The sequence below is a fragment of the Geomonas subterranea genome (genome assembly GCF_019063845.1).
Taxonomy (GTDB): Bacteria; Desulfobacterota; Desulfuromonadia; order Geobacterales; family Geobacteraceae; genus Geomonas; species Geomonas subterranea.
This window is the reverse complement of the sequence record NZ_CP077683.1, coordinates 727180-740711: the sequence shown is the minus strand read 5'-3', so window position 1 is coordinate 740711 and position 13532 is coordinate 727180. Positions and strand designations below refer to the sequence as shown.

General features: G+C 59.0%; 12 protein-coding genes. 3 read left to right on the top strand and 9 right to left on the bottom strand.

Features of this window, described 5'->3' with window-relative positions; translation table 11 throughout:
* Nucleotides 1–104 precede the first annotated feature (104 nt).
* Together cysE and mtaB are read left to right on the top strand one after the other, a co-directional pair.
* Complete coding sequence (gene cysE, locus KP001_RS03235; protein ID WP_217288155.1) at nucleotides 105–773, top strand: serine O-acetyltransferase; 669 nt, start codon at nucleotides 105–107, stop codon at nucleotides 771–773.
* A gap of 244 nt (nucleotides 774–1017) precedes the next feature.
* Nucleotides 1018–2316 (top strand): tRNA (N(6)-L-threonylcarbamoyladenosine(37)-C(2))-methylthiotransferase MtaB, encoded by a 1299-nt coding sequence (gene mtaB / locus KP001_RS03230; protein ID WP_217288154.1) that lies wholly within the window; start codon nucleotides 1018–1020, stop codon nucleotides 2314–2316.
* Here mtaB and KP001_RS03225 read toward each other — a convergent pair.
* The 6 genes from KP001_RS03225 to KP001_RS03200 form a co-directional block, all read right to left on the bottom strand.
* Complete coding sequence (locus KP001_RS03225; RefSeq protein WP_217288153.1) at nucleotides 2313–3533, bottom strand: sensor histidine kinase; 1221 nt, start codon at nucleotides 3531–3533, stop codon at nucleotides 2313–2315. The two genes, mtaB and KP001_RS03225, sit on opposite strands and share 4 nt — an antisense overlap.
* Nucleotides 3534–3799: 266 nt before the next feature.
* Nucleotides 3800–5056 (bottom strand): DUF6178 family protein, encoded by a 1257-nt coding sequence (locus KP001_RS03220; protein ID WP_217288152.1) that lies wholly within the window; start codon nucleotides 5054–5056, stop codon nucleotides 3800–3802.
* Nucleotides 5057–5239: 183 nt separating this feature from the next.
* Nucleotides 5240–5521 carry a YcgN family cysteine cluster protein gene (locus KP001_RS03215; protein WP_224957413.1) on the bottom strand — a complete coding sequence of 94 codons (282 nt, stop codon included), beginning with the start codon at nucleotides 5519–5521 and terminating at the stop codon, nucleotides 5240–5242.
* A gap of 6 nt (nucleotides 5522–5527) precedes the next feature.
* Nucleotides 5528–6334, bottom strand: coding sequence for a hypothetical protein (locus KP001_RS03210; protein WP_217288151.1), 807 nt, complete (start codon nucleotides 6332–6334; stop codon nucleotides 5528–5530).
* Between the two features lie 22 nt (nucleotides 6335–6356).
* Nucleotides 6357–7241 (bottom strand): ExeA family protein, encoded by an 885-nt coding sequence (locus KP001_RS03205; RefSeq protein ID WP_239027877.1) that lies wholly within the window; start codon nucleotides 7239–7241, stop codon nucleotides 6357–6359.
* A 343-nt stretch (nucleotides 7242–7584) separates the two neighbouring features.
* Nucleotides 7585–7878 carry a hypothetical protein gene (locus tag KP001_RS03200; RefSeq protein ID WP_217288150.1) on the bottom strand — a complete coding sequence of 98 codons (294 nt, stop codon included), beginning with the start codon at nucleotides 7876–7878 and terminating at the stop codon, nucleotides 7585–7587.
* Nucleotides 7879–8085: 207 nt separating this feature from the next.
* Here KP001_RS03200 and KP001_RS03195 point away from each other — a divergent pair, with 207 nt between their 5' ends.
* A complete protein-coding gene (locus tag KP001_RS03195) occupies nucleotides 8086–8733 on the top strand; it encodes a hypothetical protein (protein WP_217288149.1) in 648 nt (215 codons plus the stop codon).
* A gap of 479 nt (nucleotides 8734–9212) precedes the next feature.
* Here the strand turns inward: KP001_RS03195 and KP001_RS03190 are convergent, their stop codons facing one another.
* From KP001_RS03190 to KP001_RS03180, 3 genes are all read right to left on the bottom strand, one after another.
* On the bottom strand, nucleotides 9213–10838 hold the full coding sequence (locus KP001_RS03190) for a capsule assembly Wzi family protein (RefSeq protein WP_217288148.1): 1626 nt from the start codon (nucleotides 10836–10838) through the stop codon (nucleotides 9213–9215).
* Nucleotides 10839–10895: 57 nt separating this feature from the next.
* Entirely contained in the window at nucleotides 10896–11273 is a 378-nt protein-coding gene (locus tag KP001_RS03185) for a GxxExxY protein (protein WP_217288147.1), read from the bottom strand.
* An 85-nt stretch (nucleotides 11274–11358) separates the two neighbouring features.
* On the bottom strand, nucleotides 11359–13305 hold the full coding sequence (locus tag KP001_RS03180; protein WP_217288146.1) for a polysaccharide biosynthesis protein: 1947 nt from the start codon (nucleotides 13303–13305) through the stop codon (nucleotides 11359–11361).
* Between the last annotated feature and the right edge of the window lie 227 nt (nucleotides 13306–13532).

The window sequence follows — 13532 nt, the reverse complement described above, 5'->3', positions numbered from 1 at the left end:
GACCGCAGTTAATTATTGACGTAATCAGTGTGGTATGTTACGAAAAAAAGGCGAAGCAGATACTGCTTGTTTCGTTAACGTACTGGCAGCCAGGGAGGTTACCGATGTTTGCAAGGTTGAAATCGGACATTAAGGCGGTGTTTGACAGGGATCCGGCGGCAAGGAGCGTGCTGGAGGTGATCTTCTGTTACCCCGGGCTGCACGCGCTCTGGTTTCACCGGGTGGCACACTGGCTGTGGAAGCACGAGTTCTATTTCCTGGGACGGTTCACCTCCCACATCGGCCGGTTCATGACCGGGATCGAGATCCACCCCGGCGCCACTATCGGCAAGGGGTTCTTCATCGACCACGGCATGGGTGTGGTCATCGGTGAGACCGCCGAGATCGGCGACAACGTCACCCTCTACCACGGGGTCACCCTGGGTGGCGTGAGCTGGGAAAAGGTGAAGCGCCACCCCACCCTGATGGACAACGTGGTGATCGGCTCCGGCGCCAAGATCCTCGGCCCCTTCACCGTGGGCAAGGGCAGCAAGATCGGCTCCAACTCGGTCGTCGTGAAGGAAGTTCCCGCCAACTCCACCGTGGTCGGCATCCCCGGGCGCGTGGTGATGGCCACCGAGAAGCCCCAGGACCGCCCGGACCTCGAGCACGGCAAGATGCCCGACCCGGAGGCGAAGGCGATCTCCTGCCTGTTCGACCAGATCCGGGAACTGGAAAGAAAGTACAATGTACTCGCCGCAGAGCACGAGGCGCTCAAGAAGAGGCTCGGGTAAGACCGTCTCACGCCCGTTCGCTTAGCTCACTAAAGACGCAAAGCAAACCAGGCAAAACGTGTTGAACAGGGATAAAAGGGATAAACGGGATAAAGACTAAGACGACAGCTTCTGGTTTTATATCCACTATATGTCGTTTATCCCTGTTTTCTTTGCGGCTTTGCGGCTTTGCGTTAAATGGGTTTTTTGAAGTTATCCCCTTCATCCCCTTCATCCCCTTCATCCCTGTTAGCTTTAGGATTTTATGACTAAAAGAATCGCCATCACCACCCTCGGCTGTAAGATCAACCAGTTCGAATCCGCCGCCATGACCGAAGCCCTCGAGCAGGAGGGATACAGCTTCGTCCCCTTCACCGAAAGCGCGGACATCTATGTAATCAACAGCTGCACCGTCACGGCCAAAACCGATGCCGAGTCCCGCCGCCTGATCAGGCGCGCCACCCGGATGAACCCGCAGGCGCGCGTCGTGGTCACCGGCTGCTACGCCCAGATGGCCGGGGACGAACTGCTGAAGCTGCCGGGTATAAACCTTATCCTCGGGAACAGCGAGAAGAAGGACATCGTCGGTTTCATCAAGGGGCTGAAGGATGAGCCGCAGGCGGTGGTGAGCGACATCTCGCAGCAAAGGTCCGGGGAGGCTACGCAACTGGAAAGCTTCGCCGAACACACCCGCGCCTTCCTCCAGGTACAAAACGGCTGCGACGCGCGCTGCGCCTACTGCATCGTCCCTTACGCCCGCGGGGCCAGCAGGAGCGTCGCACCGCAGGAGGCGCTGGACGGGATGGCGGCCTTCGCCGCCAAGGGATTCCAGGAGATCGTGCTGACCGGCATCCACCTGGGCGCCTACGGCCTCGACCTCGACCCTCCCACGGACCTCCTCGACCTGATGCGCCAGGCCGAGGCCCAGGGGGTGGTGAGGCGCCTGCGGGTCGGCTCGGTGGAACCGACCGAGGTGCCGGCGGAGATGATCTCGTTCATGGCCGCTTCGAAGATGGTCTGCCCTCACCTGCACCTGCCGCTGCAAAGCGGCTCCGACGGCGTTTTGTCCCGCATGAACCGCGGCTATGACACCGCGCTGTTCCGCTCCGTCGTCGAGGCGCTGGTCGCCGCCATGCCGGACGTCTGCATCGGCTCAGACGTGATCGCCGGCTTCCCCGGCGAAACCGACCAGGAGTTCCAGGAGACGCTCTCCTTCATCGAGTCGCTCCCTTTGGCCTACCTGCACGTGTTCCCCTTCTCGCAGCGCCCCGGAACACCGGCGGCTACCATGGCGGCCCAGGTGCACCCCAGGGTGATCAAGGAGCGGGCCGAGGCGCTTCGTGTCCTGTCGGAAAAGAAAAAGGCCGGGTACGCGGCGCGCTTCGTGGGGCGGGAACTGCAGGTGCTGGTACAAAAGGATGAAGGGGGTCGCAAGGGATTGTCCAGGAATTACCTTCCGGTGCTCATCGAGGAATGCGAGGGGCTCGTCAACCAGGAGGTCGCCGTGCTGATCACCGGGACCCGCGCGGGTGAACTGACCGGCAAACTGGCTGGGGCGCGCTAAACGGTGAAAGTCACCGTGGCGCCCTGCCCCACTACCGCTTCTATCTTCACCTTGCCGCCGTGGCGGCTGACGATCCGCTTCACGATGGCGAGCCCGATCCCCCGGCCGGGAAATTCCTCCTGGCTGTGCATGCGCTGAAACGGCGTGAACAACTTGTCGGAATAAGCCATGTCGAACCCCGGCCCGTTGTCCCGGACCGCGAAGGCGGAACGCCCCTCCCACTCGGTTGGGAAGACCTCCACCACGGCAGGGTCTTTCATAAGGGTGAACTTCCAGGCGTTGCCTAAGAGGTGCTCCAGCACCACCTTCAAAAGGCGCCCATCCCCCCGCGCCACCATCCCCTCCGCCACACGAAAGTCCACCATCCGCCCTGGTTGCGAGCGGACCAGTTGCCCCATGACCTCCCTGGCAAGCGCGCTCAGGTCCACATCCACCTTGTTGAGTTTCCCCCTGGTATTGCGGGACAACTCCAGGATCGCGTCCAGCATGTCCGCCAGGCGGCGGCTGGACCTCCTGATCCGGTCGAGGTAGTCGTTGCCGACGGTGTTGAGCCTGGCCGCGTACTCCTCGGAAAGGGCCTGGCTGAACCCCTCCAGGTGGCGCAAGGGCGCCCGCAGATCGTGGGAAACGGAGTAGCTGAACATCTCCAGGTCCCGGTTTGCCGATTCCAGCTGCGTGGTCCGCTCCACCACCCTGCGCTCCAACTCGCCGTTCAGCCTGAGCAGGCTCTCGTTCTCATCGGTCAACTCCCGAACCTTCTCTTCCAGCCGGGTAGCCACCACCTGGCTGTAGTCCCGGAGAAACTCCTCCTCGGGCAGCGTGCGCGGCTCCGTCCCGCGCTCGACTGCCACGTCCGCGGCCAGAAGCCGCCCCACCTCATCCCACAATTCGTCGGGACGCATAGGCTTTTCCAGGAACGCCGTGGCTCCCAGCGAGGCCGCCAGTTCCGCCTCGGTTCTTCCGGTGTAGACCGCAGAATAAAATATGAAGGGGATGTCGCTTAGCTCGTGGAATTTCTTCAGCTCGTGGAGGAACCGGAAGCCGTCCATAACCGGCATCAGGCAATCGGAGATGATGAGGTCGGGGACTTCGGCCGTAGCGAGGTCGAGCCCCTGTCTGCCGTTGGCGGCCTCGATGACCTCGCAACCGTGCCACTCGAAGTTGTAGCGGATGACCTTGCGATCGTTTCTGGAATCGTCGACGACCAGGACCTTCATCCTACCCCCTTAACGGCTGCGGCAAATGACTAAGAGGATACCAATGAGGGAGGAGGATTGCAACGAAAGGGGATGCAGGGGGCATTCAGGAAAAAAACCTGAAACGGTTAACAGGGATACAAGGGATTAAGGGGATAAAAGATCTTTGGCATTAACCAGACGTGTACCTGTTGTCAGATTTACTCTGCGCCTTTGCGCCTTCGCGTTAAGACCTGATTTTATTTGACTTTATCCCTTTTATCCCCTTTATCCCTGTTAAACGGGTTTTATTGTCCCTGCAACTGAGCCAGCAGGTCGGATACCCGCCGTACGTCGTCGAGGTCGCGAAACTCGCGGTAGCCGTCGACGCCGTCCGCGTCGAGCCCGCGATAAAAACGGGGACGCTTCGCCTTGAGCCCGGCCAGTAGTTTTCCGGTGGCGTAGTCGACCGTTTCGGTGTCACGGGCGACGAACTTCAGCTGCAGCACGATGCTGTAGCCCAACTGGAACAGCCGCTTCAGCTCCTCCTCTGCCAGGATCTGCGCCGCTTTGCGTTCGTCCCCCGCGGCAAGCCGCTCCAGGGCGATGTTGAGGTACCCGCAGACGCGGTGCATCACACCGAGCATCGACTCGGGCTCGTGGAAGGCCTCCCCCTCGGCGACGAGAGCGCTGTTGACCAGGTAATTCAGCTCCTGCATAAGGATGTCGGAGCCGGCAAGGCCCAAGGCGCGCTCGAGGAGCGTCCCCTCGCCGGCGAAGACCGGCATCAGTTGCCCCCCCTCCGCTGCCGCGGCAAACTCCTTGCCACCTTGCAGCTGGAAATGGTCCGGGTGGATCCGGGCATAGATGGAGAGCGCCTCTTCCAGCGGGGGGAAGCCGAGATCCTGCAACCTGCCGGTGCGGAAACGCTGGCATTGCTCCTCGAGCTCCAGGTCGACGTCCCCTTTCACCCCTTCCATGAGCGCCGTGTACAGCTCGTTGTCCAGCTTGACCAGCATGGAGAGGAAGGCCCCGATCAACTGGCTGTGCTTCGGGTTCTTGAACTTGATCATGAAGACGTCGTCGAAGGTATGGTCGTAGTCACCCTGGCGCTCTTCGTCGTTACCCTGGTCACCGATGCCGCCCCCCACGACGATCTCGCGGCTCAACAGCAGCTGCAGCAGCTCATAATCCAGATGCTTCAGCAGCTCGTGAACCCGCGCCTCTCCCCCTTCCATGAAATAGGTGAGCCAGTGGCAAGCCTGCTCTTCCGAGAAGGTCCAGCCGTCCCATAGCTCCATGTCCATGATGAAGACGGCCTGTTCGGCGGAGGCGATCCGCAGCAAATCCACTGCGTCCGCTTCCCCTACTTCTTTCATGAGCCAGAAGAGCTCCTGCGGAGGCAGCGCGGCAGCAAGTCTCTTGGCATCGGCGTCCCCGACGATCAGGTCGAGTTTCTCCTTTCCCGAGACTGTTCTCAGGTAGTCGTTTTTTTGTTGCAGGGGAAGCGCCTGGAAATCGCGCTCGGAAAGTTTCACTGTTGCTACTTGATTCTTTTCTGCCATTACACTCCCTTTGAAACCGTTTCTTAACAGGGATAAAAGGGATGAAAGGGATAAACCAAAGACTCTTGTTTGTCCCCCGCCCTGTCCTGTATTCATGTTTTCTTTGCGCCTTTGCGGCTTTGCGTTAAAAATGTGTTTTTTGTGCCTTTATCCCTTTTATCCCCTTCATCCCTGTTAAATGCCTTAAAGGATGCCTTTACGCATCGCCTTCTTGTACCCACAGCTCCGGTGCAGCCACTTAAGCTCTTTAACCAGCTCCGGCGTTAGTTGAACGCACTCGGGGAAGACCTTGAAACGCTTCTTGTATATCTTGCAGCGCCTGGTGGTGATATCGAGGTAACGACAGGGTGTCGAGGTGAACAGGATGCGCCCGTCCTCGTCCTCTATCTTCTCAAAACAGCAAAGGCCACATTGCTCGCAAAGGGCCTCCCACTGCTGCTGATCCATTTCGGGTCCTGATGACATCGGTACCTACTCCTCGCCGGCCCCCAGGGGGACCACCAGCGTGTTTCCCTTGCTGTTGGAAAACCGGACACTGTCCTCATAAATCTGTTCGATCTTGTAGCCTTCCACGCTGTTCCCCTGGCGCATCGGCTGCCCGTTCACCATGGCGAAGCTGGATTCGCTGCTGTTTTGCCAAGCGATACCGGTCACCCGGATCGCACGCGACTTCTGCTGGACCGGTTGAACCGCGGCCGGAGCGGATGCGGCGACCGCCGGGGCCGGCTGGACGACTGCGGCAGGGACCTTCGCCGCGACCGCCACCGGCTGCGCGAGCTGCTTTGCGGCTACCTTCGCGGAGAGTTGAGGCTGCGCGCCGCTAGCGGCCTTCGCGGCAGATTGCGTGACAGGTTTGGCGACCGGTTGCACCGTCGGTTTGACAACCGGGACGGCGACGGGAAGCGTTTTCGCGGCAACCTTGGGGGTGGCAGCTTGCACAGGTTTGGCGGCTGCGGCCGCAGGAGCGGCAACGGGTTGAGCCGGGACCGCGCCCTTCACGGCCTGCTGCGGCGGCACATCGGCGGGCGCGGCCGAAACCGGGGTGGCCGTCGCCACGACATCGGCGCCTTTGGGTGTTACCTGCGCGGCCGGACGGGAGAAGCCCCCCATGACAGCGTAGGTCGCCAGGGCGGCGATACCCGCTCCACCCAGGGTCCAGACCGGGATCAACCAGGCGGGACGACGCCCCCTCCCCTTGGGGAGCCCGCCGGTGCCGGCGGGACGGCGGGTCCGCTGCGACTCGTCCACCTTTTCCAGTGCCTTCAGTATCGAACTCATAAGCTCCTCAAAAAATTGAATATCAGCTGCGCGAGCGCGGCAGCCCCCCGGTCAGACGCCTCATCATCTGGGCCGCCAGGCCGTAGGGAGAACGGCCGCCCACCTCGGCAACGGCCTGCGCCGCCATGCTCCCGGTGATGGTCCTGGCCTCCTCGGTGAACCCGATCAGAAGCGCGCGGTCGCAGACGACGTTGACCAGCCGCGGCACGCCGCCCGAGAAACGGTAGATGTGCTTCATGGCCGCCTTGGAGAATTCGGCTGCGCGGTAGCATCCCGCCAGCTCCATCCGGTGATCTATATATGAGTGAGTGCTCTCGAAGTCCATGGGCAGCAGGTGATAGCGCACCGTGATGCGCTGGTTCAGCTGGCGCAGTTCCTTGCGCCCGAGCACCGACAAAAGCTCCGGCTGCCCGGAAAGAACGATCTGGATCAGCTTGTCCGTTTCCGTCTCAAGATTCGAAATGAGGCGGATCTGCTCCAGCACCTCGATGGGAAGATTCTGCGCCTCGTCCATCACCAGCACCACGCTGCGTCCCGCCTGCTTCTGCTCCAGAAGAAAGGCGTTGAGCACCTGCAGCAGCTCCACCCTGCTCTCCGACTCCCAGGCAAGGCCGAACTCCCGGTTCACGCTCTTCAGCAGCTCGAGGTCCGACAGGCAGGGGTTGAAGATGAGGGCGGTGCGGTGCCCCTCCTGGTCCAGGCGGTTTAAAAAGGTGCGCAGGAGCGTGGTCTTGCCCGTGCCGACCTCCCCGGTCAACTCCACGAAGCCGGCGCGGTTGTCCACCGCGTAGATCAGGTGCGCGTACGCCTCCCGGTGCTGCTCGCTCATGAACAGGAAGCGGGGGTTGGGAGTGATGGTGAATGGGCTCTCCCTGAAGCCGTAAAACTCGCAATACATCGCAGGCATGAGGTTCCCTTTTGACGGCTGCCGTTATCGAGGGAGAGAATATAGCGCGAATCTGCCGGGAAATAAAGGGGAAAGGCTAACGAGGAGCGGTGCTTATGTTTAAGATCACGACGTTATTGACGCGCGAAAGGTACTCCGTTCCGAGCGGTTAGACACTTACCATCGCGTCGCCTGCATGTCTTTGTAAATCATACAAAACCAACCGCTCTTCAAGACTGAGGCCTTGACCATGGAATGGTGTCATCTGGCCACGTCCATCTTCCACTGCTTTGCTGCCCTTTTTCCGATTCATCCTCTTCATCATTGTTAAAGGCTTCAGCGCCTTTGGACCTCTAGAGTCTCATTACTCCTTCTCCATAACGCGATAGGCGGCGGGATGCGCCTCGGTGTCGGCCCTATGGGCGGAAAGTTCGGCAGCTATTTTTCCCACCTTTTTATCCAGAGTTTCCACCTTCCCATCAAGGTCACCCACTCTTTTACTCAGGGTATCGATTTTGAAATCAAACAGGTCGAAGCGTTCATCGTTTCTGCGTCGCAACTCCTGAATCTCGCTACGAAGCACTTCATGCCCTTCCAGCACGAGATCGAATTTGCTGTTCATGTCTTCCAGCAGGACCTCAAGGTTGGCTTTTTTCATGGCTGCCCCTCCAGGACGGTCGGGAATAAAAGATACCGGCGATTATCACACAGCCGTGCAAGCAAGGCAAGCGTCACAGCTTCCGGCCAAGCGAAGGCAGCGGCGAGGGGCGCCGGTTATTTTTTTCTCCCCCACTTGCGTTCCGGGATAATCGTGGGACACTTCCGGCGTTGGATTAGTCGACACCAATAAAAAGGAGGCGCGCACATGAGCAAAAAAGCGAAGGTGAAACGAGGCTTGGGCCGTCTGAACGCCCCCGGCCTGTACTCGGCCGGGACAGTGGTCGTAACATCGATGACAGGCAATCCCTTCATAAAGGAGCCCTACCCGGAGAACGTCATCCCGCTACCCCAAGTAAAGAACACGCTGGAGAGGTTCGGCAGTTCCTGCATCGAAGCCCGTAGCGGTGCGAAGCAGAGTGTAGCCCTGCGCAAGAAGCTCCGTGCCCAGCTCATCGATGAGCTCTATCAACTGGCGGGTTATGTGGACTTGGTCGCCAAAGGCGATGTCGAGATTCTCGCCTCATCCGGCTTTGAGTACACCAAGGAGACAGCGCCGTCCCAGGTGAAACATCAGGCGAGCTGTCCGGACGTGGAATTGTCCCAAGGCGTAAAACGGGGCGGGATCGTCGGCAAGGCCAAGAGGGCTCCTCGCGCCAGAAGCTGTGAATTCCACATCACGACAGGCGACCCCACCGTGGAGGGTAACTGGAAGCATGCGGCCGTGTTCGGCCAGTTCAAAAACATGGAGCTGGAAGGGTTGACCCCGGGGCAGCAGTACGCCTTAAGGATGAGGTGGATCATGCCCGAGGGTCCCGGCCCCTGGACACCTCCCCTCTTCTTTATGCCCACCTAACTACCCTCTGAAACGCCCGCGCCAGCGGGCGTTTCCATTTTCACTTCCGCAGCGTCCCAGCCTTCGTCATCTGATCACCCGGCAAATCCGCTTTACAAAGCCCCTCTGCGCGCTCCCTTTGGGGCTTTGCACGTTGACTTTGCACCCCTGCAAGCCGACATCGCACCTTTGCAAGCCGACATCGCACCTTTGCAAGCCGACTTTGCACCTCTGCAAGCTGACAATGTACCTCTGCAAGCTGACATTGGTCCTCTGCAAGCTGACTTTGCCCCTTTGGCACGAAAAAAAATGCCGGACCCCGCTCGTTCTTGCCATAAACGGGTAAGAGTGAGCATTGTCCGGCACGCTTTTTGGCGAAAACCAGCGTTTTTTCTCCTGTGCAACGTGAATATGCCTCAAAAGCAGCTGCTTTTCTTGCTCTGCACGCTTGCAAAGGTCCTTTGCGTGATCGCAGAGCAAGAAAAGCTGTCCGCAGCGTATTAAAATTTGTAGGTAAGCTCCGCGCGCAGGAGCCGGTTCATCTGCGTGTCGCCGGCGCGCAGTTCGTAGTTGTGGATCCATTCCTGCCCGTAAAGGAGCAGGGCGTTCCACTCCTTGGAGAACGGGAAAGTCCAGGAGGCGCGCAGGGCATTCTTGCGCTCGATAGCCTGCATGACACCAGCGGCATCGAAACGGCCGGTGGCGTCGACGGTCACCCGGCCATAGTCGCCGCGCCGGGTGTGGAAGGCTTCGAGTGCGAGGTTGTTGCGGACGGAGAACCAGTGGCTGTAACGCAGGAAGAAATCCTGGGTCGCCCCCCCCTGCGAATGCCCGACGGGCATGTCGTGGTAGAGGTATCCTCCCGGGAAGGTGCCGTTGGTGTAAAGGATGCGGTTGCCCCGAAAATACTCGAAACGCAGGTCATCCGTTCCGCTTTCGGTGAGCCTGGGGATGAAGAAACCGGCGACATAGCTCTCGACTATGGGCCAGAAGGCCGCGGAGTCCTCGCCGGAAAGCTCACCGTACAGTTCCGTGTTGCGCAACCACGGCAACCTCAACCGCAGGTCGAAACCGGCCAGGGTGTTCGAGTTGTCGTCGCTGGTGCCACCTACCATGCCCCGAACGATGTCACCTAAGCTGTTATTGACGCCAGGCCCGCCCACCTGCCGCCCCAGGTTGATGCCGAACTCGAGGTCATTGAGCGGTTTCATGGCCAGCTTTCCGGCAAAGAAGAAAGGCCGGCGTTCCTGCCCGTCGGTGACCGTCTTTTCGAACCGGGAAAAGATGAGGGAGTATTTCAGGTCCCAGAGGTATTTCGTTTTCACCAGTTCCGGGCTGGAGAGTTTGATGAGGTCAAAGTTCTTGGGGTTGTTGGTAATCGTGATGGCGCCCCGGTACCCGGGACCGAACCAGTTCTCGTCCCGGCCGACCTCCAGTTCCAGCCCCTTGCCCCCCAGCTTTGCATATCCCCGGTTCAGGCGCAGCCGCGCCTCATCCTGTTCTTCGGACCAAAGCAGCACCGGTTCGACCAGCACTGACGCCAGCGAGGAGAAGTAGAGCCCGCCGCTTGCCCTGAGGTCGACGTTGGAGCCGGCGCGGTAGACCACGCCGTCATTGTTTTCGAAAAGAGGAGTCCCCTCCGTGCCCCGTTGCTGGGCGGGCGAAGGGTAGGGATTGGGGGGCCTGAGACCACTTCCAATGCCGAATACGCCATCGTTGCCGGGGTCATGGACCGCGCGGAAGTAGCTTCTGGGGGCGCCGTCCAGGTAGACGTAGCGCAGGCGCGCGGTCTGCATGTCGGCGTCGAGCGCCGGCGCGGTTTCATCGCGGTCGTAGTAGGAGAGTTCGCGCGGCAGCAATTCGTGCAGCCGATCGAGCAGTTCCGTCGTCAAGGGAGATTGGGCGGTGGTGGCAGCCCGCGCTTCGGCCTCCTTCACAAGGCGTGCGGCCTCCGCCCTGGAGAAGGGACGGATTCCCTTGATGTCCGACGAGATGAGACCGAAGCCGGACAACTTCTCCAAGTAAAGATAGATGGGGCTATCCAGGGGGATATTCGGTGAGGAAAGCGCAAAAGCGGAAGAAGAGCAAACAACTACGACAAAGAAAACAGCAATAAAAAGTCGCATAAGATCCTGTGTCACGCAAAGCCGCAAAGACGCAAAGCACATCGAAAAACTATGCTATTACAGATGATTCACAACTCTGGTGATCCCATCCTTTATTAAATTATCTCCGAAGTTGATCAACAATCCCAGTTTCATGTTTGACAGCTTGAGGTATGTCAAGAGCTGCTTTTTGTGTACCGGAATAATTTTTTCTACCGACTTCAGTTCAACAATGACTTTATCGGCTATAACAAGGTCGGCGCGGTATCCTTCATCTAGTATAAGAGACTCATAAACTACTGGAAGAACCTGTTGACGGCAAACCGGAATTTGTCTTTGTTGTAACTCATAGGCAAGAACTGTTTCGTACACAGATTCCAGCAATCCAGGCCCAAGCGCTTTGTGTACCTTGTAAGAGGCATCGACGACCGCAGAAGCTATCTCGTTCTCAGTCATTGGAACACCTCCTCACGCGAAGACGTCTCCAGGATTGTCTTGCAGCCTTTCTTTGCGTCTTTGCGGCTTTGCGTGAGCAAGTGGTTTATGCCGCTGTACCCTCGCTGGCGCCGGCGACGCGGAGGTTTCGGATGAAGGTGAGCTTTTGGGGCGGGAAGAGGTCTGGCCTGACCCGCTGGAAGGCAAACGGCGGAGCCACGTCGAACTGATAGCGCGGCACGAACTCGGGCACGATGCTCCGAAGCGAGTCCAGCACCGCGCCCAGATCATGAGCCTTGGAGTGATCGAAGAGCTGCTCGAGGTCCGCCGTGACCTTCTTCAGATCCGTCTCCACAGGGGCCATGACCCTGATCTTCTTGTGGCTGGTGGGTTTTATACCCTCCCCGTCGATCAGAAGCTCCTCGAAGAGCTTCTCGCCGGGCTTCAGACCCGTGAACTGGATCTCGATCTCCTTGTGGGGTATGAACCCGGAAAGCCGGATCAGCTCCTCCGCGAGCGAAAGAATCCGGACCGGCTCACCCATGTCGAGAACGAATATCTCCCCCCCGTGGCCAATGCACCCCGCCTGCATCACCAGCTGAGACGCTTCCGGGATGGTCATGAAGTAGCGCACCACATCCTTGTCGGTCACGGTCACCGGTCCCCCCTTGCGGATCTGCTCCTTGAACAGAGGGATGACACTGCCGTTACTACCCAGGACGTTACCGAAGCGGACCGTGGTGAACTTGGTCTGGCTCTTCGCCGCCAGTGCCTGCACGTAGATTTCGGCGCTCCGCTTGGTGGCCCCCATGACGTTGGTCGGGTTGACCGCCTTGTCGGTGGAGACCATGACGAAATTGCGCACCTTGAACTTGTGCGCCGCATCAGCGACGATCTTGGAGCCCAGGACGTTGTTCAGCACCGCCTCGGCCGGGTTGTACTCCATCATGGCCACGTGCTTGTAAGCGGCCGCATGGAACACGACCTCAGGGCCGAACTCGTCGAACACGGTCTCAACCCTGTCCTGGTTCTTCACGTCCCCCACCATGGGGATGATGCGCAGATCCGGAAAGGCTGCGGAGAGCTCCTTTTCGATGAAGAAAAGCGGGGTTTCGGCGTGGTCGAACAGCACCAGCTTTGCCGGCTTGAAAAGCGCCACCTGGCGGCAGATCTCGCTGCCGATGCTCCCTGCTGCACCGGTCACGAGCACCCTCTTATCCGTGAGGTAGTTGCGGATCGCCGTCTGGTCCAGCACCACCGGATCGCGCCCCAGAAGATCCTCGATCTCCACGTCCTTGATCTGGCTCATGGAAAACTTGCCGTCGATGATGTCCGTGATTCCCGGCAGCGTCTTGAAGCGCGCCTTGGCCCGTTCACAGTTGCTGATAACGCGCCGCATCAGCTCCGGCCCCCCCGAGGGGATGGCGAAGATGACCTCTTCTATGCTGTGCTTGCGCACCAGGGCGCAAAGTCGGGCGGTGCCTCCAAGGACCCGAACGCCGGAAAGGCGCATGCCTGTTTTCTCCGGGTCGTCGTCCACGAAGCCGATGACGTTGTAGGTCGCATCGGCCTGCTTGCGGATCTCCTTGAGCAGGAGGTTACCGGCCTCGCCGGCTCCGATGATGAGGGTTTTCCTCCCTTTCCGCAACGCCGGCATCAACTTCGTCTCACGATAGATGCGCCAGATCAGACGACTGGTGGCGACCATGGAAAAGAGAAGGAACCAATCCAGAAAGTAGATGGATCGTGGTAGTCCGAAAGGACCTTTCATGAAAACAAGTGCAAGAGCCGAGACCAGGGAGGAGAGCGTGACCACCTTAAAAATTTCGTAGCCGTCCTGCAGGGACGCATAGCGCCAAATGCTGCGATACATGCCGGAGGCTGTAAACATGATCGGTTTGGCGGCAAGGATTATTACCAGTCCTTGCAATAGGTTAGTGAGCTGTTCCGGGGGTATCTGGAAATCGAAACGAAGCAGGAAAGAGAGAGCAAAAGCACCGGCGATAAGCACGACATCGAGGAAAAACACCAGGATTCTTCTAGCGCGGAACATGTCCCCCCCACAGCAAAAAAGATCAGTATGAAGCTAAGGAGTTTACATTAAGGTAAACAGAGAGTGACTATATCACTTGGTTTAAAAAAAGCAAACGTCAATGTCATATCAGGTTATTGGAAGAGAAACTCTCACAGCGTGAACCGCATCTAGATCAGACAGTGCAAAGAGTGTCGGTGTAGCGCGCTTCGGAGCAGTAAGCACAACCTAGAAAGACAGGGGACATC